At 70.7% G+C, this 26,651-nt stretch carries 20 protein-coding genes; 9 read left to right on the top strand and 11 right to left on the bottom strand.

Annotation, left to right across the window (positions count from 1 at the left end):
* Nucleotides 1-164: 164 nt before the first annotated feature.
* A complete protein-coding gene (locus C1I93_RS00735) occupies nt 165-1,940 on the bottom strand; it encodes a hypothetical protein (RefSeq protein WP_111241224.1) in 1,776 nt (591 codons plus the stop codon).
* A gap of 165 nt (nt 1,941-2,105) precedes the next feature.
* On the opposite strand from C1I93_RS00735, the gene C1I93_RS00730 reads away from it, so the two are divergent.
* From C1I93_RS00730 to C1I93_RS00700, 7 genes are all read left to right on the top strand, one after another.
* Complete coding sequence (locus tag C1I93_RS00730; RefSeq protein WP_111241223.1) at nt 2,106-3,266, top strand: ROK family transcriptional regulator; 1,161 nt, start codon at nt 2,106-2,108, stop codon at nt 3,264-3,266.
* Nucleotides 3,259-4,203: a hypothetical protein gene (locus C1I93_RS00725; protein WP_111241222.1), complete on the top strand. Its 945-nt coding sequence runs from the start codon at nt 3,259-3,261 to the stop codon at nt 4,201-4,203. The genes C1I93_RS00730 and C1I93_RS00725 overlap by 8 nt, the downstream gene beginning before the upstream one ends.
* Nucleotides 4,204-4,295: 92 nt before the next feature.
* Nucleotides 4,296-7,226, top strand: a complete 2,931-nt coding sequence (locus C1I93_RS00720; protein WP_111241221.1) for a glycoside hydrolase family 2 TIM barrel-domain containing protein — start codon at nt 4,296-4,298, stop codon at nt 7,224-7,226.
* Between the two features lie 98 nt (nt 7,227-7,324).
* Nucleotides 7,325-8,329 (top strand): amino acid ABC transporter permease, encoded by a 1,005-nt coding sequence (locus tag C1I93_RS00715; RefSeq protein ID WP_111241220.1) that lies wholly within the window; start codon nt 7,325-7,327, stop codon nt 8,327-8,329.
* Nucleotides 8,326-9,090, top strand: coding sequence for an amino acid ABC transporter ATP-binding protein (locus C1I93_RS00710; protein ID WP_111241219.1), 765 nt, complete (start codon nt 8,326-8,328; stop codon nt 9,088-9,090). Before C1I93_RS00715 ends, C1I93_RS00710 begins: the two co-directional genes overlap by 4 nt.
* 14 nt (nt 9,091-9,104) lie before the next feature.
* Nucleotides 9,105-10,073 carry an ABC transporter substrate-binding protein gene (locus C1I93_RS00705; protein WP_111241218.1) on the top strand — a complete coding sequence of 323 codons (969 nt, stop codon included), beginning with the start codon at nt 9,105-9,107 and terminating at the stop codon, nt 10,071-10,073.
* 13 nt (nt 10,074-10,086) lie between these two features.
* Nucleotides 10,087-10,800, top strand: a complete 714-nt coding sequence (locus C1I93_RS00700) for a GNAT family N-acetyltransferase (RefSeq protein WP_111241217.1) — start codon at nt 10,087-10,089, stop codon at nt 10,798-10,800.
* Nucleotides 10,801-10,935: 135 nt separating this feature from the next.
* Here the strand turns inward: C1I93_RS00700 and C1I93_RS32170 are convergent, their stop codons facing one another.
* The 10 genes from C1I93_RS32170 to C1I93_RS00645 are packed head-to-tail and all read right to left on the bottom strand — an operon-like array spanning nt 10,936 to nt 23,905.
* Nucleotides 10,936-13,080 (bottom strand): NtaA/DmoA family FMN-dependent monooxygenase, encoded by a 2,145-nt coding sequence (locus C1I93_RS32170; RefSeq protein ID WP_223256295.1) that lies wholly within the window; start codon nt 13,078-13,080, stop codon nt 10,936-10,938.
* Nucleotide 13,081: 1 nt separating this feature from the next.
* Nucleotides 13,082-14,113: an aldo/keto reductase gene (locus C1I93_RS00685; RefSeq protein ID WP_111241216.1), complete on the bottom strand. Its 1,032-nt coding sequence runs from the start codon at nt 14,111-14,113 to the stop codon at nt 13,082-13,084.
* Nucleotides 14,110-15,150 carry an aldo/keto reductase gene (locus tag C1I93_RS00680; protein WP_111241215.1) on the bottom strand — a complete coding sequence of 347 codons (1,041 nt, stop codon included), beginning with the start codon at nt 15,148-15,150 and terminating at the stop codon, nt 14,110-14,112. Before C1I93_RS00680 ends, C1I93_RS00685 begins: the two co-directional genes overlap by 4 nt.
* A 17-nt stretch (nt 15,151-15,167) precedes the next feature.
* The gene (locus tag C1I93_RS00675) at nt 15,168-16,367 is read right to left on the bottom strand and encodes an acyl-CoA dehydrogenase family protein (protein WP_111241214.1); all 1,200 of its coding nucleotides are present in this window, start codon (nt 16,365-16,367) and stop codon (nt 15,168-15,170) included.
* Nucleotides 16,364-17,335 (bottom strand): LLM class flavin-dependent oxidoreductase, encoded by a 972-nt coding sequence (locus C1I93_RS00670; RefSeq protein ID WP_111241213.1) that lies wholly within the window; start codon nt 17,333-17,335, stop codon nt 16,364-16,366. The genes C1I93_RS00675 and C1I93_RS00670 overlap by 4 nt, the downstream gene beginning before the upstream one ends.
* Nucleotides 17,332-18,555 (bottom strand): LLM class flavin-dependent oxidoreductase, encoded by a 1,224-nt coding sequence (locus C1I93_RS00665; RefSeq protein WP_111241212.1) that lies wholly within the window; start codon nt 18,553-18,555, stop codon nt 17,332-17,334. The genes C1I93_RS00670 and C1I93_RS00665 overlap by 4 nt, the downstream gene beginning before the upstream one ends.
* Before the next feature lie 11 nt (nt 18,556-18,566).
* Nucleotides 18,567-20,246 carry a dipeptide ABC transporter ATP-binding protein gene (locus tag C1I93_RS00660; RefSeq protein ID WP_111241211.1) on the bottom strand — a complete coding sequence of 560 codons (1,680 nt, stop codon included), beginning with the start codon at nt 20,244-20,246 and terminating at the stop codon, nt 18,567-18,569.
* Entirely contained in the window at nt 20,243-21,154 is a 912-nt protein-coding gene (locus tag C1I93_RS00655; protein WP_111241210.1) for an ABC transporter permease, read from the bottom strand. Before C1I93_RS00655 ends, C1I93_RS00660 begins: the two co-directional genes overlap by 4 nt.
* Before the next feature lie 10 nt (nt 21,155-21,164).
* Nucleotides 21,165-22,193, bottom strand: coding sequence for an ABC transporter permease (locus tag C1I93_RS00650; RefSeq protein ID WP_212808459.1), 1,029 nt, complete (start codon nt 22,191-22,193; stop codon nt 21,165-21,167).
* Nucleotides 22,190-23,905 (bottom strand): ABC transporter substrate-binding protein, encoded by a 1,716-nt coding sequence (locus tag C1I93_RS00645; protein WP_111241209.1) that lies wholly within the window; start codon nt 23,903-23,905, stop codon nt 22,190-22,192. Before C1I93_RS00645 ends, C1I93_RS00650 begins: the two co-directional genes overlap by 4 nt.
* A gap of 405 nt (nt 23,906-24,310) precedes the next feature.
* Between C1I93_RS00645 and C1I93_RS00640 the strand changes: the two genes are divergently transcribed.
* A complete protein-coding gene (locus C1I93_RS00640; protein ID WP_111241208.1) occupies nt 24,311-25,444 on the top strand; it encodes an acyl-CoA dehydrogenase family protein in 1,134 nt (377 codons plus the stop codon).
* Nucleotides 25,441-26,505, top strand: coding sequence for an LLM class flavin-dependent oxidoreductase (locus C1I93_RS00635; protein ID WP_111241207.1), 1,065 nt, complete (start codon nt 25,441-25,443; stop codon nt 26,503-26,505). Before C1I93_RS00640 ends, C1I93_RS00635 begins: the two co-directional genes overlap by 4 nt.
* Nucleotides 26,506-26,651 lie beyond the last annotated feature (146 nt).

Raw genomic sequence — 26,651 nt, 5'->3', positions numbered from 1 at the left:
ACCGTCTCCTTGGTGATCTGCGTCCTAGTGGCGAGGGACGTTAACGGGTAAGCGCTTTCCGGTCAACGGTCAGACGTACAGCTCGCATCGGTTGTCCTGTTGTCCTGACAAACGAATGTCCTATCGGGGTGCCAATGGGTGGGGCCAGCCACCGCGGCGGGCGCCTAGCCGGCGCTCTCCGCGCTGATGTGCACCCGGACGCGGGCGGGGACCCGTCCCGAGAGGTACAGCCGTGGTCCCGCCGCGGCGTCCGTGCCGCCGAGGAACCGGTACTCCTCGCCGGGCTCGTACGCCGGTGGTGAAAACGCTTCTGACCAGGGGAGATCCTGCCCGCCCGACGCCTCGAGGACCGAAACCGTGATGCTGTCGCGACCGAACTGGTAGCTGGCGTTGACCGGCCCCGCCTCGGCCGCCGCCGGCAGGTCGAGTTGCCACCGGTCGACCCCGATCGGGCGTGCGCCGGTGAGAACGCCTCCGGGACGGAACGCCCACTCGAGCGTCCAGTCGACCACCGCTCCGGTCAGGTCGACCGTCAACTCCACACCCGTGGCGGTGGGTTGGGCCCGAATCGCGGTGTTCAGCACCCGGTCGTCCCGGGTCCGCCGGTCGAAGTCCATGGCTGCGCTGAACCGGCCCTCGTCGCCGAGCCGGTAGTCCCCGCGCGGGTCGCAGTCGGCGGTGTTCAGGGGTTGGTAGTAGGACGCCGACACGGTTTCGGCCAGGAGCACGGCTGGCTCTGCCGTTGCGTCCCACTCGACCGTCAGTCCCTCGGGACGGAACGGGCCCTTCCCGAAGAAGACCCGCGACAGGCGTACGCTGTCCAGCACCGCCGCTCCGGCAAACAGTCGCAGGAACGTCGGCGAGTTGGCCAACCCGGACCGGATCCGCCCATGGCGTGGATAGTCCGAACCGCCGAAGATCACCGTCGTCGTGCTCGGCTGGTGCACCATCAGCAGCCCGGCAGCCCCGAAAACGCGGCGGCGTGGTCGCTGCGGCCGCACTGGCGCGGGCAGCGTGTCCGCGATGTCGGGGTCCAGCACCAGCCGGGCGGCGGCGTCCGTCGGTGCGTTGATCCCCTGCTCCAGCGCGAGCCCGGCGGCCCAGGCCAGGTCGCCGCGCCCGCGCAGCAATGCCACGCGGCGCAGCGGAAGCAGATAGTCGGCCAGTGGAATCGGTCGATTCTGATCCTGCCGTCGGGACAGCACCGTCTCCACCGTCCCGTCCGGCAGGAGCAGGTCGAGGGTGGCGTCCAGATTCCGTTCGACGGCGTCGACCAGGTCCGGCCGATCGAAGACCGAGGCGACGGTGAGCAACGACGGGTTGGACACGTGTGCCGCGTAGTTGGCGCTGCGTTCGGAGTAGAGCCCGTCGTCGTCGATGTCGATCCCCTCGGCCAGCCACTGGTCGACCCGGTCGGCCTGCGCCGGCTGCGGGGTGACCAGGAACAGCCGGGCGAGGGCCGCCGCGATCTCCCAGCGGTGGTTCGGTGTGTGCACGCCGCCCTCGGTCAACGCCGGGCTGGCGGCCAGCAGCAGGCGTTGCAGAAGCTGCGTGAGGGGCGGCTCGCCGGGCACCGGGTTCTCCGCGTGCCGCAGCAGCAGGAGCGCGTCGGCGAGGTCGTTGATGCTGAAGGCGGAGTCGGGTGGTGAGTCGACGTTGTCCCCGCCGGTGAACAGTCCGCTCGGGCCCTGCAACTCGGTCAGCCGGACCGCGAGTCGAGTCGCGTGGCCGAGTAGGTCGACACCGTCGAGGGCGCCGGTGGGATCGTTAACGCGGTGCGTCGCCGCCGCCAGTGCCTTGATCCGTTCAGCCAGCGCGCGATGCTGGAGTTCCCGCCACGCGTCCGGCCCGGCCGTTGCTTCGCGGTCGATCGACCGGATCCGTTCGGCCAGGGCGGCGCGCACTTCGGCGACGAACAGGGCGTCCTGGTGCGTGGTCATCGGGGCCACCTCGGGCCGGGCCGGACTGTCGTCCGCGTTGTCATGGTCGCCTCCTCTGGATGATCTTCATAGCTGCGGTAGGGGTGAAGCTACCGAAGCGTGGCCTTGATCGGTCGGTCACGGCATGCTTTCATCTCGTACTAAGCGAAAAGTAGCGAGGGGCGGATGACCAGCAGAACGACCGCGCGGACGGCGACGACGAGGGACGTCACGGAGATCAACCGCACGGCCATCCTCGACACCCTCGCCCAGCGGGGTCCGCTGACCCGCAGCGCGTTACGGGAGCACACCGGGCTGAGCCCGGCCACCGTCGAACGGCTGTGCTCGGCGCTCGCCGACGCGGGGATCATCGAACGCTGCGGGACCGAAAAGTCCCGGGGCGGACGTCCGTCGACGCTGTTCCGGTTCGCCGGCGAACGGCGGGTCGTCGTGGCGGCCAGCGTCAGCGCCGACAGCCTGCGCGGCGTACTCGTCGGGGTCGACGGCTCCCACCTCGACCGGACGAGCCGCCCGGTCGAGCCCGGTACCGGCCCCGATGCCCGGCTGCAGGCGACGCTCGAACTCATCGGCGAGCTACTCGACCGGGCCCGCGCCGACCAGCGAGTCGCACTCGGGGTGGCACTTTCCGTGCCGGGCGTCGTGGACGACGAGGGCCAGGTGTCCAACTCCGCGGAGTTGGGCTGGCAGCGTCTCGCCGTCGGCGCCATCGTCGAGCGCCGCTTCGAGCTGCCATGCCTGGTGGAGAACGACGCGAACGCGATCGCCCTCGGCGAATGGACGCAGGGTGCCGGCATCGGCGCCGAGAGCCTGGCGTCCCTGGTTCTCGGCATCGGTGTCGGCGCCGGACTGGTCGCCGGGGGGCGACTGATCCGGGGTGCCCGGGCCGGTGCCGGCGAGATCGGCTATCTGCTCACCGGGCGGGACTCCCTCGGCACGCTCTTCGCCCAGCACGGTGATCTGGAATCGCGCATCAACGACACGGCCGCCCGCTATCGGCCAGACCAGCGCACATCCGGCGCGGCCGGGCTGCTCGACGCCGTTGCCACCGGCGACCCACAGGCCGGTGAACTCGCCGAGGTGCTGCTGGACTACCTCGCCCTGGCCGTCGCCGCGTTGGCCACGGTCTTCGATCCGGAGATCGTCGTGCTGTCCGGGAAACTTCCGCGCGACCCGGCCGGTGTCGTACGCGCGTTGGAACACCGGCTGACCGGGCGTATCCCGCTGCCTCCGCGCGTCGTCTGCGGCCAACTGGGCGACGATGCCCCGCTGGTCGGTGTCGGCGAACTGATGGCCCGCCGGACCAAGGGATCGGTCTACCTTGTCTGAGCACGACACCAGGTCCGGGCCCCGCCCGCCGCACGGTGCCCCCACCCGCACCGCGATCGTCGGTGTCGACGTCGGCGGGACCAAGACCCATGTGGCCGTGGTGGGTGCCGACGGCAACCGCCGGGATGTCGTGGTTCCCTCCGCCGATTGGCGCCGCGGAGCGATGTTCTCCGACCTGGCGAACTTCGAACGCCTCGCCGCCCTCGTGGGCGAGTTGTCCCCGGCCTACGGTCGGATCGTCATCGGCCTGCACGACTTGGACACGCCCGAACAGCGGGCGGTGGCTGCCGCCGAGCTGAGCCGCCACCTACCGGGTGTGGTGCGCGTGGTCAACGACGCGGAACTGCTCGGACCGGCTGCCGGGCTGGAACGCTGCCTGCAACTCATCGTCGGCACCGGCGCGATCGCTTTAGGCCGCGACGAGCAGGGAAGGGGCCTGTCCGCTGACGGGTACGGTGCCCTGATCGCCGATTACGGCAGCGCCCCCGCCCTGGTGCGCGACACCATCCGCAGGTGCCTGCGGTACGCCGACGAGGAGGGCCCGGAGGCGGCCGTCGCCGACCCGGCGATGGCGCTGTTCTGTGCGGCGTACGACGTACGGACCCCGGCGGACCTGGCGCTTGCCGTCTGCGCAGAGAGCGCCTACGCGTGGGGGCGGCACGCGCCACTGGTGTTCGACGCGTTGCGGCAGGGCTCCCCGGCCGCCGGCGCGGTCGTCGACGAGGCCGCGGACATCCTGGCGCGCAACCTGGCGGCTCTGGGTCGCCGCGGTGCACTGGGATCAGTGGTCGTCGGCGCCGGGGGAGTGCTCACGGCACAGCCAGAACTACAGGACCGGTTGCGGGAACGCCTGCGGGTGCACGCGCCGCAGCTGACCCTCCAGGTGCTCACCGCAGCCCCGGTCGAGGGCGCGCTTGTCCTTGCTGCCGCCGGGTGAACATCCCGGGCGCGGTAGCCGGCGACCGGACGCACCCGGCCCAGCCTGGCCGCCGCAGTGACCCTTGACTCGACGCGAGGAGCCGACTGACCATGACCACGCCGACGACCCCCACGGCGACCCGGTTGCTCACCGACCTCGCGTCACCGCTACCCGGGCGCGGGGCACTTCCGCCACGCGCGCACCTGCACTCCGACGCCCCCCGGCAGGTGCTCGACGGCACCTGGCAGGTGCGGCTGCGCCCGTCACCGCGACACGTCGCCGACGACGGCTGGCAACACCTCGACGCCCGACTCGACCCGGCGAACTGGACCCCCGTGCAGGTGCCCGGGCACCTGCCCCTGCAAGGACACGGCTCGCCCAGCTACACCAACGTCGACTACCCGTTTCCGGTCGACCCGCCATTTCCACCGGACGACAACCCGGTCGCCGAGCACCGGTTGGTGCTGGTCGCCGCGCCCGAGCTGCTCGCCCATCCCTGCGTGCTGCGCTTCGAGGGCGTCGATGGCGCGGCGACGGTGTGGCTGAACGGAGTGGAACTGGGCACGCTGCGGGGCAGCCGCCTGACCACCGAGCTGGCCTGCACGGGTGTGCTCCAGCCGGGAACGAACGTGTTGGCGGTTCGGCTGGCGCAATGGTCCGCGCACAGCTATCTCGAGGACCAGGACATGTGGTGGTTGCCCGGCCTCTTCCGCAGCGTCACGCTGCTGGCCCGCCCGCGCGGCGGGGTACGGGACGTCTTCGTCCACGCCGGCTTCGACCACCGCGACGGCTCGGGCACGCTGCGGGTGGACGTCGAGCTCAGCGCGGGTGCCGAGGCGCCGGCCACGCTCAGCGTGCCGGCGCTCGGACTGCACGACGTCGCGGTGGGCGTGCCGCACCACGTTGTCTCGGTCGCACCGTGGACCGCCGAGACGCCCACGCTGTACGACGCGCAGGTACACACCCCCGCCGAGACGGTGAACCTGCGCATCGGTTTCCGCACCGTCGGCATCGAGGACGCCTGCCTGCTGCTCAACGGCGTACCGCTGCTGTTGAAGGGGGTGAACCGGCACGAGCACGACCCCCGGCAGGGCCGCCGCGTGGACCTGGCGGCGGCCCGCGCCGAACTGCTGCTGATGAAGCAGCACAACATCAACGCCATCCGGACGTCGCACTACCCGCCGCAGGCCGACTTCCTCGACCTCGCCGACGAACTCGGGTTCTACCTCATCGTCGAGAACGACCTGGAGACGCATGGCTTCGAGCGGGTGGGCTGGCGGAGCAACCCGAGCGACGACCCGCGCTGGCTGGCGGCCTACCAGGATCGAATGCAGCGGACCGTGGAGCGGGACAAGAACCACCCCAGTGTCCTGGTGTGGTCGCTGGGCAACGAGGCCGGCACCGGCGCGAACCTCGACGCGATCGCGTGCTGGACCCGCGACCGCGACCCCGACCGGCTGGTGCACTACGAGGGCGACCGTCGATCCCGCCATGTCGACCTGTACTCGCGGATGTACGCGCTCGTCGACGAGGTCGAGGCGATCGCCACCGAGCCACCCGCCGAGACCTTCACCGACCCGGACGAGCAGCATCGGCGACGACTGCCGTTCCTGCTGTGCGAGTACGCACACGCCATGGGCAACGGCCCGGGTGGCCTCAGCGAATATCAGGATCTGTTCCACCGGTATCCGCGGCTGGCCGGCGGCTTCATCTGGGAATGGGTCGAGCACACCCTCGACGGTCCAACCGGCCCCGACGGGCGACCCGGACAGCTGTACGGCGGTGACTTCGGCGAGCGGGTGCACGACGGCAACTTCGTGGTGGACGGGCTCGTGCACGCTGACCGGACGCCCGGGCCGGGCCTGGCGGACCTGGCCCGGGTGTTCTCCCCGGTGAGCCTGGAACTGGCCGCGGACCGGTCCACCCTCACTGTGGTCAACCGTTACCACAGCCTGGACCTGTCACACCTGGAGGCGAGCTGTACGTTCGACGGCCCCGAGCCGGCGTCGAGCGTTCCCGTCCCCCTGCCGGAGATCCCTGCCGGCAGCAGCGCCGTCGTCCCGTTGCGGCTGCCGCCCTCGGCCACGGTGACCGTGGTGCTGCGTCGCCGCACGGCCGGTGACGGGTGCCCGGCCGGCCACGAGGTCGCCTGGACCCAGCAGGTCCCGGCCCGCCCGATCCCCTCGTTCGCCGCCGCCCCGGTGGCCCCGCGCCGGGACAGCGACGGTCTGATCCACCTCGGACCGGCCGTCTTCGATGAGCACACCGGCATGCCTGTGCGGCTCGGCACTCTCGCGTTGCACGACGTGGCGGTGGGCCTGTGGCGGGCGCCGACCGACAACGATCGCGGTATGGCCTCGGAGGAGCCGGAACTGCCCCCCGTCGCCGAGCAGTGGGCCGCAGCCCGGCTGGATGATCTGCGTACCCGTCTGATCGAGGTCACCGCCGACGGACCCGCACTCGTCGTGCGGACCCGCAACGGACCGCCCGTGCTCGACGCCGGTGTCGACGTGACCTGGCGCTGGACGAGCGACGGCAACTCGGTGGCGCTCGAGTGCACCATCGAGCCCTACGGCCGCTGGCCGTGCGACTGGGGTCGGGCCGGGATCGACCTGCGCCTGGCCGCGCCGACCACGCAGGTTCGCTGGACCGGTTGGGGGCCGGGCCCCCAGTACCCGGACACCGGCCAGGGCGCCCGGTACGGCACCTTCGTCGCCGACCGCGACGACTACGCGGTGCGTACCGTCCGTCCGCAGGAGCACGGCGCACGTCGCGTGGACGACGCCACGATCGACCTGGGCGGATCGGCCCTGCGGGTACGGGGGAGCGCGCTGCCGCTGACCGTACGCCCCTGGTCCCGCGGCGTGGTTGCGGCGACCGGGCACGACCATGAGCTGCCGGTGCCGACCGAGACGTGGATCTCGCTGGACGCGACGGTCAGCGGAGTCGGCAGCGCCTCCTGCGGTCAGGGTGTGCTACCGCAATACCGGCTGGCTCCCGCAACGCAGCACCTGCACGTGCTCCTGCAGCAGACCGGCTGAACCCACCACAGCTCAGACCAAGTCGCCGGGGTCCGACCGCACATTCCCTTGCTTCCTGTATTTCCTATAGGGATACTAGGCAATGTGGAGAGTCGGGAATGACGGCGGTCTCTGACGCGCCGGCCAGTGGGACGCGTCCCGCCCAGGATGAACTGCGGTCGCTCACGGTGGTGCCGGCCCGGCATCCGTGGCGGTGGGCGGCCAGCGCGGTGGTCGCGGTGCTGCTGGCGATGGCGCTGAACGCGTTGATCACCAACCCGGCCTGGGAATGGCACGTGGTCAGCCAGTACCTCTTCTACGAGACGGTGCTGCGCGCGGTCGGGGTGACCCTGCAACTGACCGTGCTGGGTATCGTGCTCGGCTTCGCGCTCGGCACGGTGCTCGCGCTGATGCGGCTGTCCCGCAGCCCACTGCTGCAGGCGGTCTCCTGGGGCTACGTCTGGCTGTTCCGCTCGGTGCCGCTGATCCTGCAGCTGCTCTTCTGGTTCAACCTCGCCCTGCTCTACGACCGGATCTCGTTCGGCATCCCGTTCGGGCCGGCGTTCTTCGACATCGGCACCCAGGATCTGATCGGGCCGCTGACCGCGGCGGCGCTGGGCCTGGCGTTGCACCAGGCGGCGTACTGCGCGGAGATCGTGCGCTCCGGATTCCTCTCCGTCGACCAGGGGCAACTGGAGGCGGCGACCGCGCTGGGCATTCCGCGCCGCCGCCAGATCCGGCGCATTCTGCTGCCGCAGGCGATGCGCACCATCATCCCGACCGCCGGCAACGAGATCATCGGCCTGGTCAAGGGCACCTCGGTGGTCTACATCATGGCCATCCCGGAGCTGTTCTACCAGGTCCAGATCATCTACGCCCGCAACGGGCGGGTGATCGCCCTGCTGCTGGTGGCGGCGATCTGGTATCTGGCCCTGACCACCGTGCTCTCCATCGTCCAGTACTACGTGGAGCGCTACTACGCCCGTGGTGCCGTGCGTGTCCTGGCACCGACGCCCTGGCAGCGCATCCGCCGGGCGCTGACCACCCTCGCCGAGGCCCGCCGCCAGCGACGCGAGGACCATGCCCGGCTCGCCGCCGCGCTCGACCAGGAGGCCCCCCGATGAGCCGGCCGATGGTGGAACTGCGCGGCATCCACAAGAGTTTCGGTCCGCTGGAGGTGCTGCGCGGGATCGACCTGACGGTGCTGGCCGGCCAGGTGGTGGTCATCCTCGGCCCGTCGGGCTCGGGCAAGTCGACGCTGCTGCGCAGCATCAACCACCTGGAGAAGGTGAACCGGGGGTACGTCCGCATCGACGGTGAACTCGTCGGCTACCGGCAGGTCGGCGGGCGGCTACGCGAGCTCAAGGAACGCGAGGTGCTGCGGCAGCGTACGCACATCGGTTTCGTCTTCCAGAACTTCAACCTGTTCCCGCATCTGACCGTGCTGGAGAACGTCGTGGAGGCGCCGGTGTCGGCGCAGGGCCGGCCGCGACGCGAGGTCACCGAGCAGGCTGTCCGCCTGCTGGACCGGGTCGGCCTGGCCGAGAAGTCGCGCAGCTATCCGCGCCAGCTCTCCGGCGGCCAGCAGCAGCGCGTCGCCATCGCCCGGGCGCTCGCGTTGGAACCGAAGGTGGTGCTCTTCGACGAGCCGACCTCGGCCCTGGATCCGGAGCTGGTGGGCGAGGTCCTCGACGTCATGCGGGACCTTGCCCGGGGCGGCACCACCATGATCGTTGTCACGCACGAGGTCGGCTTCGCCCGCGAGGCCGCCGACACCGTGGTCTTCATGGACGACGGCCGGATCGTCGAGCAGGGCCCACCCGGCCAGGTCCTGGACGACCCGCAGCACGAACGCACTCGCGCTTTCCTCGCAAAAGTCCTCTGAGTTAAGGAGTCTTCATGCCTCGATGGCACCATGCTGTCGTGTTCACCCTGGCCGGTGTGTTGGCGTTGGCCGCCTGCGGTACGCCGGACGCCGAACGGGAGGTGGTCGCCGACCCCTCCGCCGGAACCGGCAGCCAGGTGATCAACACCAGTCCGGACCAGCAGCGGATCCGGGCTGACAAGGTCGACGAGATCGCCGCCAAGGTGCCCGAGCCGATCCGCGCCGACGGCAAACTCGCGGTCGGTGTCAGCGGTGAGGGTGCCCCGCCGCTGGCGTTCCGCGCCGACGACGACCGCACCCTGATCGGCGTCGAACCGGACATCGCCCAGTTGGTCGCCGACGTGCTCGGCCTGGAACTGGAGCTGAACCCCACCTCCTGGGAGAACCTCTTCCTGGTCATCCGCTCCGGGCAGAACGAGGTCGGGTTCTCCAACATCACCGTCACCGAGGAGCGCAAGGACATCTACGACTTCGCCTCGTACCGGGTGGACTCGCTCGGCTGGGAGGTGAAGAAGGACGGCAAGATCGAGAAGATCGAGAAGCCGGCGGACATCGCCGGGCTCACCGTCTCCGTCGGCTCCGGCACCAACCAGGAGCAGGTGCTGCTCAACTGGAACAAGCAGAACAAGGCCGCCGGCCTGGCGGAGGCGAAGATCGTCTATTGCCAGCGTCCGACGGAGTACCAGTTGGCGTTGCGTTCCGGGCGGATCGACGCGTACTTCGGGCCCAACCCGGCGTTGGTCTACCACGCCACCGTCAGCGGCGAGACCAAGATCGTTGGGGTGGTGCCGGGCGGCGGCGAGGTGCCGGCCCAGATCGCCGCGATGACCCAGAAGGGCAACAACCTGGTGCCGGCGCTCAGTGAGGCGCTGAACGTGGTAATCAAGAACGGTAAATATCAGGAGGTGTTGAACCGGTGGGGGCTTGGCGACGAGGCCATCCCGACCTCCGAGGTCAACCCGCCGGGTCTCCCGCGATCCTGAACATGGGGGCACTGTGACGCACATTCTGGACAGCCCGGTGTGGGCGGCGTTGACCGGCCCACACGCCCACCTGGCCGAGGTCAACGGCCAGGCGGCTCGCTACCACCCGGACGTCGCACCCTTCGCCACCCTGGCCGCCGACTACGACGAACGGGCCTGGGCCGACCTCGCCGCGCTGATCGGCCCGGGGACCGAGGTCGTGGTGGCCGGAGTGATCAGCACCCCGCCGGCCGGGTGGGACACGGTGGCGCAGATTCCGGGTGTGCAGATGGTTGCCACCAACCTGCGCGCCGCGCCCGACCAGGAGGCGGTGCGGCTGCGTGCGGGCAACGTGCCGGAGATGCTGGACCTGGTGGCCCGTACCGAGCCGGGACCGTTCAAGACGCGAACCATCGAACTCGGTACCTACCTGGGGATCCGGATCGGCGGCAAGTTGGTGGCGATGGCCGGTGAACGCCTGCACCCGAAGGGCTGGACGGAGATCAGTGCGGTCTGCACCGATCCGGCGTACCGGGGGATGGGGTTGGCGTCCCGGCTGGTGCGGGCGGTGGCCGCCGGCATCGTGGCCCGGGGGGAGACGCCGTTCCTGCACACGTCGGCCGCCAACACCCGGGCCATCCGGCTGTACCTGTCACTCGGTTTCGCGTTACGGCAGCACACCATGTTCAGCGCCTACCGCACCCCCGACCCGGCGCCGCTGCTTACCGACTCCGCCGCCGCACCGTGACATCCCGACCCGTCCCGGGGCGGCCACCGCCGCCGCCCGGGACGGGGCCACGGTGGCCGAACTGACCGGGACCGCGGAGCTGGCACTCAACGCCTGGCCCGCTGTGCGGCCCGGATCAGGTCGGCCCCGGCAGCGTCAGCGGGACGGTAGTCCCAAGCCTTCCAGCGCCTCCCGGAGGCGGTGTCGTCCGGCCATGGACTCCGGTCCGCTGAGTCGGGCGAGCACCCGCTCGGTCCACGTGCCCGACAGCCCGTACCGGCTCTGGTATGCGCCCAGCCGCTCGTCGTACGTCGCGTGGTGCGCGTCGGCGGCGTCGACGTCGTAGCGTTCCCGGTGCAGGACCGCGTCGAGGGGCAGCCGTGGTTTGACGCCGGCCGGTTCGGAGGGGTCCGGCGCGCCGATGGCCAGCCCGAACGTGGCCACCGCGTGACGGGGCAGGCCCAGCTCGGCGGCGACCCGTTCAGGATGGTTGCGGATCGCCCCGACGAAGACGGTGCCCAGACCGAGTGACTCCGCCGCCAGCACGGCGTTCTGCGCCGCCAGCGCGGTGTCGACGAAACCGATGAGGGTGCTCTCCAGGTAGTCCGTGGCAGCCAGCGGCGTCCCGGCGTGGTCGGCCAGCCGGCGGGCCCGACCGAGGTCGGCGATCCAGACCAGGAACAGCGGGGCCTGGGCGATGAACTCCTGGCCACCGGCGAGTGCCGAGAGACGTGCCCGGCGGTCCGGGTCGCGTACCGCCACCACGCTCCACGGCTGAAGATTGGAGGAGGTGGCAGCCGACTGCGCCGCCGCGATCAGCGCGGTCAGCTCGTCGTCGGTGACGTCGCGAGGGCCGAACCTGCGGACCGAGCGGTGCGCCAGTTGCAGCCGGATGACGTCGGTGGCCACGCCGAGCGCCACCGACGGATCGCCGTAGCGCGCGGCGGCGGAGAACAGCTCCCCGGTGCCGTCGATCCCCGGGCGCGGGGACGTCGGGCGGGGCCCGAGCAGGCCGAGCCGACCCCGCAGCGTGGGATGGTGGTACTCGCGCTGGAACAGGCCCCGCCGTTGCAGGATCGGCACCACCAACCGGGCGAAGTTCTCCAGATCGACGGCGGTGTCCGCCGGCATCACGGTGAAGCCGTCGGCGGTGCCGGCCGCGTACCACGACTCCAGGTCGTCGGCGACCTGCTCTGGCGTGCCCACCAGCAGCCGGTGCCCGGCCCCGCCGGCACCCCGCTGGATCAGCTCGCGCGGGGTACGCGGACCGGCCGCGATCAGCGCCCGGACGGCGGTGCTGAACCCGGTGGAGAACGCGTCGCCGGGAATCAGGTCGGGCAGGTCGTCGACGGTGATCGGGTCGTCCGGGCCGAACACGCCATCGGGTAGCCCCAGGTTGCGGGTGAGGCCGACGGTCAACTGCTCGACCGGGAGGGTGTCGTAGAGTTCCCGTTCCCGGCGTCGGGCCTCCTCCTCGGTCGCCGCCACCAGCACCACCACGCCGAGGGAGACCTGCACGTCGTCGGGTTGCCGCCCGGCCGCCACCGCGTGCCGACGCACCTCGTCACGGAACGCGACAGCGGTGGCCTGGGTCTGCGCCACGGTGAACACGACGTCGGCGAAGGCACCGGCCAGCGCCAGCCCACCGGGGGAGCCACCGGCCTGGACGATGACTGGCCGGCCCTGCGGACCGGCCGGCACCGGCAGCGGTCCGGCCACCGAGAAGAACTCACCGACATGGTCGAGCCGATGGATGCGGCTCGGGTCGGCGTAGCGGCCGCTGGCCTTGTCGGCGACCACCGCCTCGGGTTCCCAGGCGTCCCAGAGCCGGGTGACCACGTCCAGGAACTCGTACGCCCGGCGGTAGCGGGTCTGCTTGTCGGGGTGTGCGGTCAGGCCGAAGTTGGCGGCGGCGGCCGGCGTGCCGGTGGTGACGATGTTGACGGCTGCCCGACCCCGTGTGACGTGGTCGAGCGCCTGGAAGCGGCGGGCCAGGTTGTAGGGCGAGTTGTATGTCGTCGAGCAGGTGATCACCACGCCGAGGTGGGTGGTGACGGCCGCCAGGTGGCCGAGCAGGACGAGCGGATCGAGTCCGGTGCCGGGTGCCTGGCCGACCTCTGCGCCCAGCGCCGGCCCGTCGCCCAGGAAGACCGCGTCGATCTTCGCGTCCTCGGCGATCCGGGCCAACCGCCGGAAGTGATCGATGTCCAGATAGGCCAGCGGGTCGACGTGCGGTAGTCGCCAGGCGTGCCGGAAATGACCGGGGGTCATCAGGGACACGTTGAGGTGGAAGCCGGCCATCTCAGAGCTTCAGTCCCGTCCCGTGTACGCCGTGCTCGTCGATCAGCGCCAGTTCCTGCTCGGTCAGCGGCGGGAAGTCCAGCGCCCGGATGTTGTGCTCCAACTGCCAGGTCGAGCTGGCGCCGAGCAGCGCCGAGGTGACCTGCGGCTGCCGCAGCACCCACTGCAACGCCAACTGGGCCAGTGACTGGCCCCGCTCCTCGGCGATCCGGTTGAGCGCGGCAGCCCGCTGCCGGTAGGTGTCGTCGATGACGTCGGGCTTCAGGAAGGCGCTGTTGCTGGCCCGGGCACCCTCCGGGATGCCGGTGAGGTACTTGTCGGTGAGCAGACCCTGGGCCAGTGGCGAGTAGACGACCAGCCCGAAGCCCTCCTCGGCGGCCAGCTTGAGCAGACCGTTCTGTTCGGGACGCCGATCGAAGATCGAGTATCGCGGCTGGTGCAGCAGCAGCGGGACGCCGGCCTGGCGCAACAGCGCGACGACCTCCTGCGCCCGTTCCGTCGGATAGTTGGAGATGCCGACGTAGAGCGCCTTGCCCTGCTGCACGGCGCTGACCAGCGCACCGACCGTCTCCTCCAGCGGAGTGCTCAGATCGGGGCTGTGGCTGTAGAAGATGTCGACGCGGTCGGTGCCGAGGTCGCGCAGGCTGTGCTCCAGCGAGGTGAGCAGCGACTTGCGGGAGCCGCCCCTGAGGTACGGGCTGGGACCAATCGGGTTGCCGGCCTTGGTGGACAGGATCAACTCGTCCCGGTACGGAGCCAGGTCCCGCTTGAGCACCTTGCCGAAGAACTGTTGCGCGGCGCGGTGCGGCGGGCCGTACCGGTCGGCGTTGTCGAAGTGGGTGATGCCCAGGTCGAAGGCGCGCAACACGATCTCGCGTTGGGTGTCGAACGGGTGGTCGGTGCCGAACTTCTGCCACAGCCCGAAGGAGAACGCGGGCAGGTCGAGACCGGAGTTGCCGGTGCGGCGGTACGCCACCTGCTGGTAGCGGTCCTCGGCCGCCGCGTACGTCTGTTCGAAGGTGCCATAGCTCATGCGGTCGCTCCCTGGTTGCGCCGTAGCGCGGTCGGGGCCAGGGACGGGGTGTCCCGGCCGGTGTCGCGTTCGATGAAATGCGTACCCGGTTCGACGATCTCGTCGATCCGGTCGAGGATCTGCCCGTCGAGTTCGACAGTGGCGGCCTTGAGGTAGCTGTCGAGGTGATCGAGGGTCCGCGGGCCGACGATGACGGTGCTGACCGCCGGATGGTTCAGCGCGAACGCCAACGCCAGGTCGATAAGCGTCAGGCCGTTGGCCTCGGCCAGTTGCGCCAGGGCGTCCGCGGCCGCCAACTTGCGCTGGTTGCGGGGCAGGCCGATGTCGAACCGACCGGGGATGTGGTCGGCGCGGGCCGACTGCGGCTGCTCGCCACCGACCCGGTAGCCGCCGGACAACCAGCCGGCGGCCAGCGGGCCGTAGCTGAGCACCCCGACGCCGTACTTGCGGGTGACCGGGAAGACCTCCCGCTCGGCGCTGCGCACGAGTAGGGAGTACGGCAGCTGCTCGGTGTGCGGTGCGATGAGGCCGTGCTTGTCGGCCAGCCATTGCGCCTCGACAAGCTGATGGGCGGGGAACACCGAGGTGCCGTAGTAGCGGATCTTGCCCTGTCGGATCAGGTCGGTGAGGGTCTGCAACGTCTCCAGCAGGTCGGTGTGGGGATCCGGCCGGTGCGCCTGATACAGGTCCAGATAGTCGGTGCCGAGCCGGCGCAGGCTGTCCTCCACGGCGCGCACGATCCAGCGGCGCGAGTTCCCCGCGTGCTGCGGATTGTCGCCGATCTGGCCGTGGAACTTGGTGGCCAGGAAGACATCGTCGCGGCGTCCCTGCAACGCCCTGCCGACGATCTCCTCCGAGGTGCCCTGGGCGTACACGTCGGCGGTGTCGACGACGGTGATGCCGGCGTCGAGCGCGGCCTGGATGATCCGGATGCTCTCCGCCTCCTCCTGCCACCGGCCGAAGTTCATCGCGCCCAGCGCCAACGGACTGACCGGCACGCCGCTGCGTCCCAGGACACGGTTCACCTTGATGGTCATGGTTTTCCCTTCGCTGCTCAGAACAGACCTGTGGTCGGCGGCTCCTCGCCGACCAGGTGGTACGCGCCGGACACGGCCGCCTTCCATTGCCGTGGGTTGTGATTGGCGACCGTGCGGGCGTTGCGCCAGTGCCGGTCGAGACCGAACTGGCGGCCGGTGATCGACCCGCCCGCGACGTCGAAGAGCAACTCGGCGGCGCGCAACGCCGACTCGATGGCGACCACCCCGCTCTGCGCCACGGTCACCGCCACCTCGGCGCCCGCGGCCCGCGCCGCCGGACCACGTACGGCGGACAGGCCGTCCAGGGCCTCGGCGGCGAACAACACCACCGATCGGGCGGCCTGGGCCCGGGCGGCGATCTCGCCGACGGTCTGCCGCACGTACGGGTCGTCGCTGCTGTTGGTCGCTGTGCTGTGTTTGATCGGCCGCGCTCGCTCGCGGACGAACCGCACCGCGTCGTCGAGTGCGGCGGCGGCGATGCCCGCCTCGATCGCGGCCAGGTACAGCTGGGCGAAGGAACCCAGCCACGGGTTGTCCAGCCGAGTGGTGTCGCGGAGCACCACCTCGTCGGCGGAGACCCGTACGTTCACCAGCCGGGTGGTGCCGCTGGCGGTGAGGCGCTGGCCGACCGCGTCGAAGTCGTCGAGGCGCTGCACGCCCGGACGGTCCACCGGCACGGTGAACCCGTACACCTTGCCCTCGGCGTCCTTTGCCGAGCCGGAGAACCAGGAGGCGTAGAGACCGCCGGTCGAGTAGTACTTCTCGCCGTTGATCACGTGCCCGTCGCCGTCGGGCCGGATGGTGGTGTGCACCGATCCACTGGCCCCGCCGGTGCGTTCGTTGCCGGTGCCGGCGAAGAGGTCGCCGTTGCGCAGTCGGCGCAGGGTCGTGGCCCGGTTCGGCAGGTCGGCGCGGGTGGCTACCTGATTGGCGGTGAGGAAGCTGCCCCGCAGCGCCTGGGCGACGTTGGAGTCGGCGCGGGCGATGGCGATGATCAGATCGGCCACGTCCCGCACCGCGCCGCCCGCGCCGCCGTCGGCGGTGGCTATCCCGGTCAGCGTGATCCGCTGCTCGGCCAGGGCCCGCACGTCGTCGAAGGCGTAGTCGCGGCCCTGTTCGCGGCGGGCGGCAGTGGCGGCCAGCCGGGCCAGGATCGGCGCGCTGCCGGCCCGGATCCCGGCCACTGTGTACTCGACGGCGGCGGCGACGGCGCTCATGCCAGTACCGCCGCGACCTCGGACAGGCCCAGCGCGGCGCGCAGCGTGGCCGGCGTGCTGGCCGGATCGGTCAGCCGCGGCACCACCGTGCGCAGCGCGGTGACTATCGCGTCGCTGCCGCCCTTGGCGACCAGTTCGACGCCGTCGAGCCGATGCTCGGCGGCCCAGTCGCGCAGTTCGTCGCCGTAGGTGCCGGCGGTTGCCGGGGTGTACCCGGCGAGGTCGGCGCGGCCGAGCAGCGCGACGTCGTGGCGGGACCGGCCGACGCGGCCCAGAGCCTCGGTCACCGTGGCGTCCGCGTCGGCGGCGGACGACCGGTCCACCACGACGACGTCTACGGATTCGGCGACCGCCGTCGCGTCGAGGGCGCCGAGGTCGGCGACGATGACCGGACGTCCCTGCCGGGACGACGGGCCGTCCAACGGGCCGGCGACCCGGTAGAACACGCCCTCGTGGTTGATCGGCGTGACGCGTGCCGTGTCGACGACGACCCCGGCCTGCTGGTCGCCGATCAGCGCGGATTGTGGGAACGATTCCCACAGCCGGGTCAGCACCCGGGCGTACTCGGTCCACCGTCGGGTCGGGTCGGTCGCGTCGGGAACCGGCGCGGTCACCGCGCTCACCTCGTCGCCCTGGCCCGCCTGCAACGCGATGCCGACGCGGCCGGCGGTGGCCCGGTCGAGGGAGAGCACCCGGCGGGCGACGTTGTAGGGCGCATGCCGGGTGGTCGGGATCTCGGTGACGTATCCGACGCCGCCGTGCACACCGGCGAGGTAGCCGGCGACCACCGTCGGGTCGAGGGTACGCCCGGACGGTCCGCCGTCGACGAGTCGGATCGCCGCGAGCCCGACCTGCTCGGCCACTGCCGCGATGGTGCGGGCCGCGGCGAGGGACACCACCGTCGGACCGTCGGACCGGTGTGGATCGGGCACGCCGACCCCGAGCGCGAGTTGAACAGCGGTACTCATGAAGCAGTGACCTCCAGATGTGCGGATGGCAGGGGCAGCCCGAGGTGCTCGCGCAGGGTCCGCCCGTCGTACTCGGTCCGGAACAGGCCGCGCCGCTGCAGCTCGGGCACGACGTGGTCGGCGAAGTCGTCGAAGCCCGACGGCAGGACATCGGGCATCACGTTGAAGCCGTCCGCCGCGCCGGCCCGGAACCAGGTCTCGATGTCGTCGGCGATCTGCTCCGGGGTGCCGACGACGATGCGGTGACCGGCACCTCCGGAGAGCTTCTTCAGCAGCTGACCGAGCGTCGGATTCTCGGTGTCGATGATCGTCTTGACGATCCGGAAGAAGGTCTGCGAGCCACCGGCCGCGTCGGGTTCCACCAGCAGCTCGGCCGGGATCGGCTCGTCGTCGGAGAGCCCGTCGAGGGAGAAGCCGAGCTGGCCGGCGAGCCGGGCGCGGGCGTACGCGTCGGGCAGCAGGTCGTCGAGCAGTGCCCGACGGGCCCGGGCCTCGGCCTCGGTGCTGCCCACCACCGTGGAGATCCCGGGCAGGATCACCACCTCCTCGGGTCGCCGGCCGAACTCGGCGGCACCGGCGCGGATCTCGGCGCGGAACGCCCGGGCGTGCGCAAGATCCTGGTCGGCGGAGAAGATGACCTCGCCGACCTGGGCGGCCAGCCGGCGGCCGTCCCGGGAGCCGCCGGCCTGGACCACCACCGGTCGGCCCTGCGGTGAGACGAGGTCGGTCCGGGCCGCCCAACTTGCCACCACGTGGGTGGCGAACTCGGCGGCGCGTCGGTACCGCTGGGCGTGCTCCGGCTCGCTGGCGCGGCCGAAGTTGCGCGCCGCCACCGAGCCGGCGGTGGTCACCACGTTCCAGCCGAACCGGCCACCGCTGACGTGGTCGAGGTCGCCGAGCCGGCGGGCCACCTCGACCGGATCGTTGTACGACGAGGACAGCGTCGCGATCAGGCCGATCCGTTCGGTCTGCGCGGCGATGCGCGCCAACACGGTGCTGGGTTCCAGGTTGTTGCCGGTACGGTGCGCGATGCTCGGGTCGAGGGCGGGGCCGTCGGCCAGGAAGACGGCGTCCAGCTTGGCCTGCTCGGCCTTCTTGGCGATCGAGGTGTAGTGCGCGATGGTGTAGCTGGCGGTGGCGTCGGTGCCCGGGAAGCGCCACGAGCCACCGAAAACCCCCGCGTTGAGGATGTTGACGTTCAGGTGCAGCTGACGGGACATGGCCTCACTCCTTAACGGGCGTCGGCGGCGAGCCGGGTGCCCGGCATCGCCGCCAGCAGCTGCCGGGTGTACGCGTGCTGTGGGGCGTGGAACACCTGCTCGACCTCGCCGGTCTCGACCACGACGCCGTCCTGCATCACCGTGACGTCATCGGCGATGAGCCGGACCACACCGAGGTCGTGGGTGACGAACACGTAGCTGAGCCCGAGTTCGGCCTGCAGGTCGACGAGCAGTTGCAGGATCTGTGCCTGCACCGACACGTCGAGCGCGCTGACCGCCTCGTCGAGCACCAGGATCCGGGGGTTGAGGGCGAGCGCCCGCGCGATGGCGACCCGCTGCCGCTGCCCCCCGGAGAGCTGGCTGGGCAGCCGGTCCAGGTAGCTCTCGTCCAGCGCCACCGACCTGAGCAGCTCGACCACCCGGGCCCGCCGTTGCTGCTTGCCCGGCAGCAGCCGGAAGGCGTGCAGCGGCTCGGCGATGATCCGGCTGACCGGGAACCGGGGGTCGAGCGAGGTGAACGGGTTCTGGAACACGAACTGCAGGTCGCGGCGCAGCTCCCGCAGTTGGGTGTGCCGCAGGCTGGTCAACTCCCGGTCACCGACCTGGACGGTGCCGTGGTCGGCGGTGGTGAAGCCGACCAGAATGCTGGCCAGGGTGGATTTTCCCGCCCCGGACTCGCCGACGATGGCATGTGTGGTGCCGGCGCGGACGAGCAGGTCGGCGGCGTCCAGGGCGCGCAGCTCACGGTGTGGGCGCCGACCCCGCAACTGGTAGGTCTTGGTCAGGGCGTGGGCCCGCAGCGCCACCGGCGCGTCGGCGGCCACCGTGCGTACGCCTGTGGCTGGTTCGAGGCGGCCGTGGTGCCGGGCCGGGGCGGCGTCGAGCAGCCGACGGGTGTAGTCGTTCGCCGGTTGGGTGAGCACCTGGCGTACCGGGCCCTGCTCGACGACCTCGCCGTCGCGCATGACCAGGAGCCGGTCGGAGCGATCCAACGCCACCCCGAGGTCGTGGGTGACCAGCAGGATGCCGATGCCGAGGTCGTCCTGCAACCGGATCAGGTGGTCGAGGATGACCTTCTGCACGGTGACGTCGAGGGCGCTGGTGGGCTCGTCAGCGATGATGATTTTCGGTTGGCCGGCGAGCGCGATCGCGATGAGCGCCCGTTGTTTCATGCCGCCGCTGAGTTCGTGCGGGTACTGCTGGAACACCCGCTCGGGGTCGGTCAGCCCGGCGGTGCGCAGACTGCTCAGCGCCGCCTCGCGATACTGTGCCGCCTTGTTCGAGCGGGGTTGGTTGAACCGGACCGCTTCGATCACCTGTTGACCGATCTTCTTGACCGGGTTGAGCGCGGTGTTCGGGTCCTGCGGAATGAAACCGACGTAGTTGCCGCGGACCAGCGCCAACCGCCTGTCGTTCCAGCCGGTGACGTCGACCCCGGAGTACGCGATCGTGCCGGCCCGGATCCGGGCCGCCGCCGGCAGCAGGCCCAGCGCGCCCTGCACCAGGGTGGTCTTGCCCGAGCCGGACTCGCCGACCAGCGAGACGAACTCGCCCGGCTCGACGTGCAGGCTGACGCCCCGCACCGCGGGGGTCCACCGGCGGCGGCCGGTCCGGTACTCGATGGTGATGTCGCTGATCCGCAGCAGCGGATCAGCCGCTGCGGTGCTGTCGTCGGGCGCGGTCTCGGTCATCGGCGCTGGCCCTTCCGGAACGAGGTGCTGATGCGGTGCGCGGCGATGACGACGACGGCGAGTGCCGCACCGGGCAGGATGGAGGTCCACGGGTGGACCGCGACGTAGTCCCGGCCCTCGGCGACCAGCAGGCCCCACTCCGGTTGTGGAGGTGGCGCGCCGTAGCCGAGGAAGCCGAGCGAGGCCACGGCGAGTACCGCCGCACCGACCTCGAGGGCGGCCAGCGCGATCACCGAGCTGAGCGAGTTGGGTACGACGTGCCGGGCCAGCACCCCCAGCCGGCTGACCCCGAGACCGTAGGCCGCCTTGACGTAGTCCTGGGTCAGCACGGTGAACACCTCGGCCCGCATCACCCGGGCGAACGAGGCGATCGAGGAGATGCCGACGGCCAGCGCGATGTTGTGCGTGGAGTAGCCGAGCACCGACACCACCACCATGGCCAGCAGCAGGCCGGGGATGGCCAGGAAGACGTCGATCACCCGCATGATCGCGGTGTCCACGGTGCCCTTGGCGAAGCCGGCGATCAGACCGATCAGCGTGCCGACCCCGAAGGCGATCAGGATGGCCAGCAGCGTCGCGGTCAGGGTGGTGCGGGCACCGTAGACGCTGCGGGCGAAGAGGTCCCGGCCCAGTCGGTCGGTGCCGAACCAGTGTTCGGCGCTGGGCGGGGCGAAGCTCGCGGCGGGGTCGCCGTCGTACGGGCCGTACGAGGTGAACAACGACGGCGCGATCGCCCAGCCGATCACCACCAGTACGATCGCCCAGGCGATCACGAGGGTCGGTTGCTGGGCGAGTTCTCCGACTCTCCGCAGCGCCGCGCGGGCGGTGACCCGCCGGCCGGTTGCCGTCGCGCTCCGGATCGTGGCCGACGGGCGTGGCGGGGCGAGCGTGTCCAGTTCGGTGGTCATCGCGGTCTCCTCACGCCGCCGGGGCGCCGGGCGCGGCGAGTGTGGCCCGCAGCCGCGGGTCCAGCAGTGGATAGATCAGGTCGACGATCAGGTTGATCAACGCGAAGCTGACCGCCACCAGCACGACGATTCCCTGGACCAGCGGGACGTCCAGGGTGTTTATCGCGTTCTGCGTCATCCGGCCGATGCCTCGGCGGGCGAAGACGGTTTCGGTGATGACGGAGCCGGCGATCAGGTTGCCGAAGGTGATGCCGGCGATGGTGAGCGCCGGCAGGCTGGCGTTGCGGAAGACGTCGCCGATGATGATCCGGCCACGGGTGGCACCCTTGGCCCAACTCGTCGTGACGTAGCCGGAGTGGAACTCGGTGCCGAAGCTGCGGACGAGCAACTGGGCGATCGGTCCCGCCACCGGGATCGCCAATGTGATCAGCGGCAGCACGAGACTTGCGAGGCCGTCGTCGCCGAAGGCCGGAAACCAGCCCAGCCGGAACGAGAAGACCTGCAGGATCAGGATCCCGGAGAGGAAGACCGGCACCGACACCGCCGCCGAGGGCAGCGCCTCGACCAGGTTGCGTACCCAGGTGTGCCGGGTCGCGGTGGCGACGAGCGCGATCACGAAGGCGATGAGCAGGGCCAGCACCAGCGCGCCGGCAGCCAGTACCAGGGTGCTCGGCAGCACGCCGAGGATCGCGGTCGTCACCGGCCGGCCGGACTGCACCGAGTTGCCGAAGTCACCGACGAGGGCGTGGCCGAGCCGGTCGAGGTACTGCAACGAGACCGGTTTGTTGAAGCCGTAGTTCGCCGCCACCTGCTCGCGGACCTCGGGCGGCACGGTGTTGATCTCGGCTGGGTCGAAGAGCAGATCCACCGGGTTCGCCGGCAGCACGAACAGCAGAACGAAGGTCAACGTGAACGCGGCCCAGACCACGAACAGGGCCCGGCCGACCTTCAGCGCGATGTAGCGGAGCACGATCTTCCTTCCCAGGGCGTCGGGGTGGTCGCCGGGAACGGGAAGCTCCCGGCGACCACCGACCGTCACTTGCCGTTGCTCTTCCAGGCATCGACGAAGTGGTTGCGGGACTGGGCGTCGAAGATGATTCCGTGCACGTAGTCCGCGTGCGCGATCACCTGCGACGGGTTGTAGATCGGGTTGACCAGGGCGTACTTCTCCAGCAGGAGGTCCTGGGCGGCCTTGGCGTACTGGTTGCGCTGGGCCGGGTCGAGGGTGAGTTCGAGCTTGCCCAGGGTTTCCGTGACCTCGGCGACGTCCACCCCGGTGGAGTCCTCGGTGACGTACGCGCCGTTGCCGAGCAGCGGGCTGTACTGCAGATTGAGCACGGCCGGGTCGTTGCGGGACCGGTTGGCGGCGGTGATGTGCCATTCGGCCTTCGCGTTGCCCGCGTGGGCCGCGTAGTCGGGGATGGGTACGACGGTGAGTTGCAGGTCGATGCCGATCTTCTTCAGGTCCTGCTGGACCGACTCGTAGGCCGGCTTGTTCACCACCAGGTTGCTGATGCCGAGCAGCTTGACTACCAGCTTCTTGCCGTCCTTGACCCGGATGCCGTCCGGCCCCGGCGTCCAGCCGGCCTCGTCGAGCAGCCGGCTGGCCGCCGCCGCGTCGTAGCGCAGCACCGAGCCGCTGTAGTCGGCGTAACCGGGCACCGAGGGGGCGAGCACCGACGTCGCGACGGAGTACGAGTCGGTGAGCACCGTCTGCTTGACGGCCTCGCGGTTCCAGCCGAGCTGGATCGCCTTGCGTACCGCGATGCCGTTGGTCGGGAACAGTTGGGAGTTGAGGTTGAAGAAGATGGCGGTGCCGGAGACCCCGCGATGAATGATCTTGAAGCCCTGGGCGGTCAGGGGCGCCTCGTCGGTGGTGCCGACGTCGAGGGTGGCGTCGATGGCGCCGGAGGCCAGGGAGCCGGTGCGGACGCTGGCCTCGGGGATGGTGTTGAAGACGATCCGGTCCAGGTACGCCTCGCCGTCGTGGCCGATCGCCGGTGGTGACCAGCGGTAGTCCTTGCGCTTGACGAGGACCGTCTTGACCTGCTCCTCCCACGACTCGTAGACGAAGGGGCCGGTGCCGATGATCTTCGTCGGGTCGGTCCGTTCCTCGGCGCTGAGCTTCAGCGTGGCGAGCGACAGGAAGCCGGGTTGGGCGTTGGCGGTGAACGCGGACGCCTGTAGGAAGCTGGCCAGCGGCTTGGCGAAGCGCACCACCGCGGTGTACCCGTCCGGCGTCTGGGTCTCCAGGTAGCCGGGCAGCAGAACGGCGCCGTTGGGGTTGATGCCGAGCTTCTCGTCGCCGCGCACGTACTGATCGAAGTTGGCCTTGACCACCGCGGCGTTGAACGGACTGCCGTCGCTGAAGGTGACGTCCTTGCGCAGCCGGAAGGTGAACTCGGTCAGGTCGGCGTTGTACTCCCAGGACTCCGCGAGCCACGGGGTGATCTCACCGGTGTCCGGGTCCTGCCAGGTCAGCTTGTCGGTGACGTTGTTGCCGATCAACGATTCGGCGTAGTTGGTGCCCCAGTGCGGGTCCGGGCTGCGCTGGTAGTCGATGAGCGCGAACTCCAGGGTGCCGCCGCGCACCGGGTCGCCGTCGCCGGCGGCCTGGTCGGCGGAGTCGCTGCCGCGAGTGGCGGCGAATCCGATCCCGGCGATGAGCACCAGTACGGCGAGTCCAGCGATCCAGGGCCAGATGCGGCGGCCCGGTGTGGCGTTCTCGATGGAACTTCGAAGGTCAGACATCGGCTTCTTTCATGGTCAAGGGGGGCTGCGGCAGCCCGGCTGCCGGTGGGGGGAATGCGCGTACGCCGCCGACCCGGCGCGTCGTCCCAGGTGGGGCGAGGCGTGCCGGACGGCGGCAGTGAGTGGGCGAGCGGTAGGAGCCGGTGGCGACGACGACGTCGCCCGCAACGGCGGGTGGGCCGCCAGGGGAGGGCGGCGGTGTAGCGGTCGCTCAGCGCAGACAGAGCGCGCTGGCGAAGAGCGCGAAGTCGATCTCGCGCCGGGAGTAGAGGTGCGTCCCAGCCATAAGCCCTATAATACCTATAGGCTCGATAGGAAATAACCGTGATCTCGGCCATAGGTCGAGCGCCATCCGGTGATCGAGCGGACGAAGCGGACCCATCACGGGTCGGAACGAGGAGCACCATGACAGCAAGCGCGGCGCGGACCGGCGCGGCCGAGGCCGTGACAGCGGCTGACCGGCATCCCTTCGTCGCCCGGTTCCAGCGATATGCCGAGCAGGAGTTGCGACCCACCGCGCTGGCGACCGACCGGACCGAGGTACCCGAGGCGACCATCGGCCGCCTCGCCGAACTGGGTGCGCTGAACCATCTGGCACCCGTCAGCTACGGCGGCGCCGGGCTCGACCGCGCCGCCGACCGGCGACTGCACGAACTGCTCGCCGGAGCGTGCGTCAACACCTGGCTGGTCTGGGCGCAGCATGCGCCGATAGTCAGCCGGGTCGCGGCCGGTCTCGCCAGCGGGCAGCCACCCACTGCGCTGGCCGAGAAGCTGCTGCGGGGCGAACTGTTCGTCGGCGCTGGCATCAGCGACGTACGGCGCTTCCCGGACCGCTACGTCTCGGCCACACCCACAGCGGCTGGCTGGGTCTTCGACGGCACGATCTCCTGGGTCAGCGGCTGGGGGCTCAACGAGGTGCTCACGGTCGCCGGGGTGGAGGCGGCCACCGGCACGGTGGTGACCGCGCTGGTGCCGGTCGGCGACGGCATCCGGGCCACGCCGCTGCGCCTGGCCGCCGTCAGTGGCAGCCGCACCCAACGGGTACGGCTGGATCAGGTCGTCGTGCCTACGGAGTACGTCCTGGGCACCCAGCCGATCGCGCAGTGGCGACATACCGACCTCGCCATCGCCAGCGATGCCCGGCCGTACCACTTCGGGCTGGCGCAGACCGTACTGCGGGAACTGGACGAAGCGCCGGACCCGCTGGCGCGGCAGTTGGCCGCGACCTGGGCGCCACGGATCGCGCAGTGGCGCGCGGACGCCTACGGCCTCACCGACGAGGCAACCGCCGCCGCCGACGCCTCGTACCGGCTCGACCAGCGCCTCGCCCTCAAGGTCGTCACCTTGGAGGCGCTCGGCACCCTCACCCGGGCTCTGCTCGTGGCCCGCTCCGGGCACGGCCTCGGCGCCGACGACACCGCCCAACTACATGCCCGGTCAGCGCTGTTCTTCCTGCTCCAGGGACAGTCGTCGACCGTACGCGAGGCCCAACTCGCCCACCTCACCCGCGCCGTTCCCGCACAGGAAGAACTGACATGACTCTCGAACTCCTCTGGTACATCCCCAACCAGGTGCAACCCGGCCACCGGGGCGACGACGTCATCGACAAGCACAACAGCCTGGAGACGCTCAGCGCTCAGGCCAAGGCCCTGGAGGACCACGGTTGGGGCGGAGCGCTGCTCGGCACCGGCTGGGGGCGGCCGGACACCTTCACCGTCGCCGCCGCGTTGGCCGCCCGGACGACCACGTTCCAGCCGCTGATCGCGATCCGTCCCGGCTACTGGCGGCCGGCCAACTTCGCCTCGGCCGCCGCCACTCTGGACCACCTGACCGGGGGGCGGGTGCTGGTCAACATCGTGTCCGGCAAGGACAACCTGGCCGCGTACGGCGACGAAGAAGGTGACCAGGCGCATCGCTACGCGCGCACCCGGGAGTTCATCCGGATCGTCCGCCGACTGTGGACCGAGGAACGGGTGACGCACCACGGCGAGCACTTCCGCGTCACCGATTCCACGGTGGTGCCCCGGCCCGTCGTCCGGGCCGGCCGCCGGCATCCCCGGCTCTATTTCGGCGGTGCCTCGGCAGCGGCCGAGCAGGTCGCGGCCACCGAGGCCGACGTGCAGTTGTTCTGGGGTGAACCGCTCGACGGTGTCGCCGAGCGGATCGACCGGCTGCGGCAGCTCAGCGAGCGACTCGGTCGGGAGCACCCGCCGCTGGAGTTCGGGCTGCGCATCACCACCCTGGTGCGGGACACCACCGAACAGGCCTGGGCTGACGCCGAGGCGAAGGTCGCGCAGATGGCGAAGGGCACTGGCATCCTGGCGCGCGACCCGAACCGGCATGCCGCCGTCGGTCAGCAACGGCTGCTCGACCTCGCCGCCCGGGGTGAGGTGCTCGACGACAACCTCTACACCACGCCGGGCCGGTTCGGCGGTGGTGGTGCGGGCACCACCTGGCTGGTCGGTTCCGCCCAGGACGTGGCGAAGTCCCTGCGCAGATATCAGAGTCTCGGCGTCACCCACTTCGTGCTCTCCGACACGCCGTACCTGCCCGAGATAAGGCGGCAGGGCGACCAGTTGCTGCCGCTGCTGCGCGAGTGACGCCCGCGGTGCGTCCCTGATCACCGTAGGGCGCTGGCGAACCACACCATTCCCGTGCTGATGTGGCATGCCGACGCGCTCAATGACCCGCGCAGCGTGGTGACGGAGCCCAGCGAGGATCTTCGCCTAGCGACCGATCAGGTCTG

The organism is Micromonospora endophytica (assembly GCF_003236305.1).
GTDB lineage: Bacteria > Actinomycetota > Actinomycetes > Mycobacteriales > Micromonosporaceae > Micromonospora > Micromonospora endophytica.
Note: the sequence above shows the minus strand (reverse complement) of the source record. Positions and strands in the feature narration are given on the sequence as shown.

What these genes read in the sequence shown, in the direction of transcription:
- C1I93_RS00680 (WP_111241215.1), bottom strand. Translation starts at nt 15,150, where the DNA reads ATGACCATCAAGGTGAACCGTGTCCTGGGACGCAGCGGCGTGCCGGTC.
- C1I93_RS00660 (WP_111241211.1), bottom strand. Translation starts at nt 20,246, where the DNA reads ATGACCGAGACCGCGCCCGACGACAGCACCGCAGCGGCTGATCCGCTG.
- C1I93_RS00710 (WP_111241219.1), top strand. Translation starts at nt 8,326, where the DNA reads ATGAGCCGGCCGATGGTGGAACTGCGCGGCATCCACAAGAGTTTCGGT.
- C1I93_RS00720 (WP_111241221.1), top strand. Translation starts at nt 4,296, where the DNA reads ATGACCACGCCGACGACCCCCACGGCGACCCGGTTGCTCACCGACCTC.
- C1I93_RS00685 (WP_111241216.1), bottom strand. Translation starts at nt 14,113, where the DNA reads ATGAGCTATGGCACCTTCGAACAGACGTACGCGGCGGCCGAGGACCGC.
- C1I93_RS00640 (WP_111241208.1), top strand. Translation starts at nt 24,311, where the DNA reads ATGACAGCAAGCGCGGCGCGGACCGGCGCGGCCGAGGCCGTGACAGCG.
- C1I93_RS00670 (WP_111241213.1), bottom strand. Translation starts at nt 17,335, where the DNA reads ATGAGTACCGCTGTTCAACTCGCGCTCGGGGTCGGCGTGCCCGATCCA.
- C1I93_RS00645 (WP_111241209.1), bottom strand. Translation starts at nt 23,905, where the DNA reads ATGTCTGACCTTCGAAGTTCCATCGAGAACGCCACACCGGGCCGCCGC.
- C1I93_RS00655 (WP_111241210.1), bottom strand. Translation starts at nt 21,154, where the DNA reads ATGACCACCGAACTGGACACGCTCGCCCCGCCACGCCCGTCGGCCACG.
- C1I93_RS00705 (WP_111241218.1), top strand. Translation starts at nt 9,105, where the DNA reads ATGCCTCGATGGCACCATGCTGTCGTGTTCACCCTGGCCGGTGTGTTG.
- C1I93_RS32170 (WP_223256295.1), bottom strand. Translation starts at nt 13,080, where the DNA reads ATGGCCGGCTTCCACCTCAACGTGTCCCTGATGACCCCCGGTCATTTC.
- C1I93_RS00665 (WP_111241212.1), bottom strand. Translation starts at nt 18,555, where the DNA reads ATGTCCCGTCAGCTGCACCTGAACGTCAACATCCTCAACGCGGGGGTT.
- C1I93_RS00735 (WP_111241224.1), bottom strand. Translation starts at nt 1,940, where the DNA reads ATGACCACGCACCAGGACGCCCTGTTCGTCGCCGAAGTGCGCGCCGCC.
- C1I93_RS00675 (WP_111241214.1), bottom strand. Translation starts at nt 16,367, where the DNA reads ATGAGCGCCGTCGCCGCCGCCGTCGAGTACACAGTGGCCGGGATCCGG.
- C1I93_RS00730 (WP_111241223.1), top strand. Translation starts at nt 2,106, where the DNA reads ATGACCAGCAGAACGACCGCGCGGACGGCGACGACGAGGGACGTCACG.
- C1I93_RS00635 (WP_111241207.1), top strand. Translation starts at nt 25,441, where the DNA reads ATGACTCTCGAACTCCTCTGGTACATCCCCAACCAGGTGCAACCCGGC.
- C1I93_RS00715 (WP_111241220.1), top strand. Translation starts at nt 7,325, where the DNA reads ATGACGGCGGTCTCTGACGCGCCGGCCAGTGGGACGCGTCCCGCCCAG.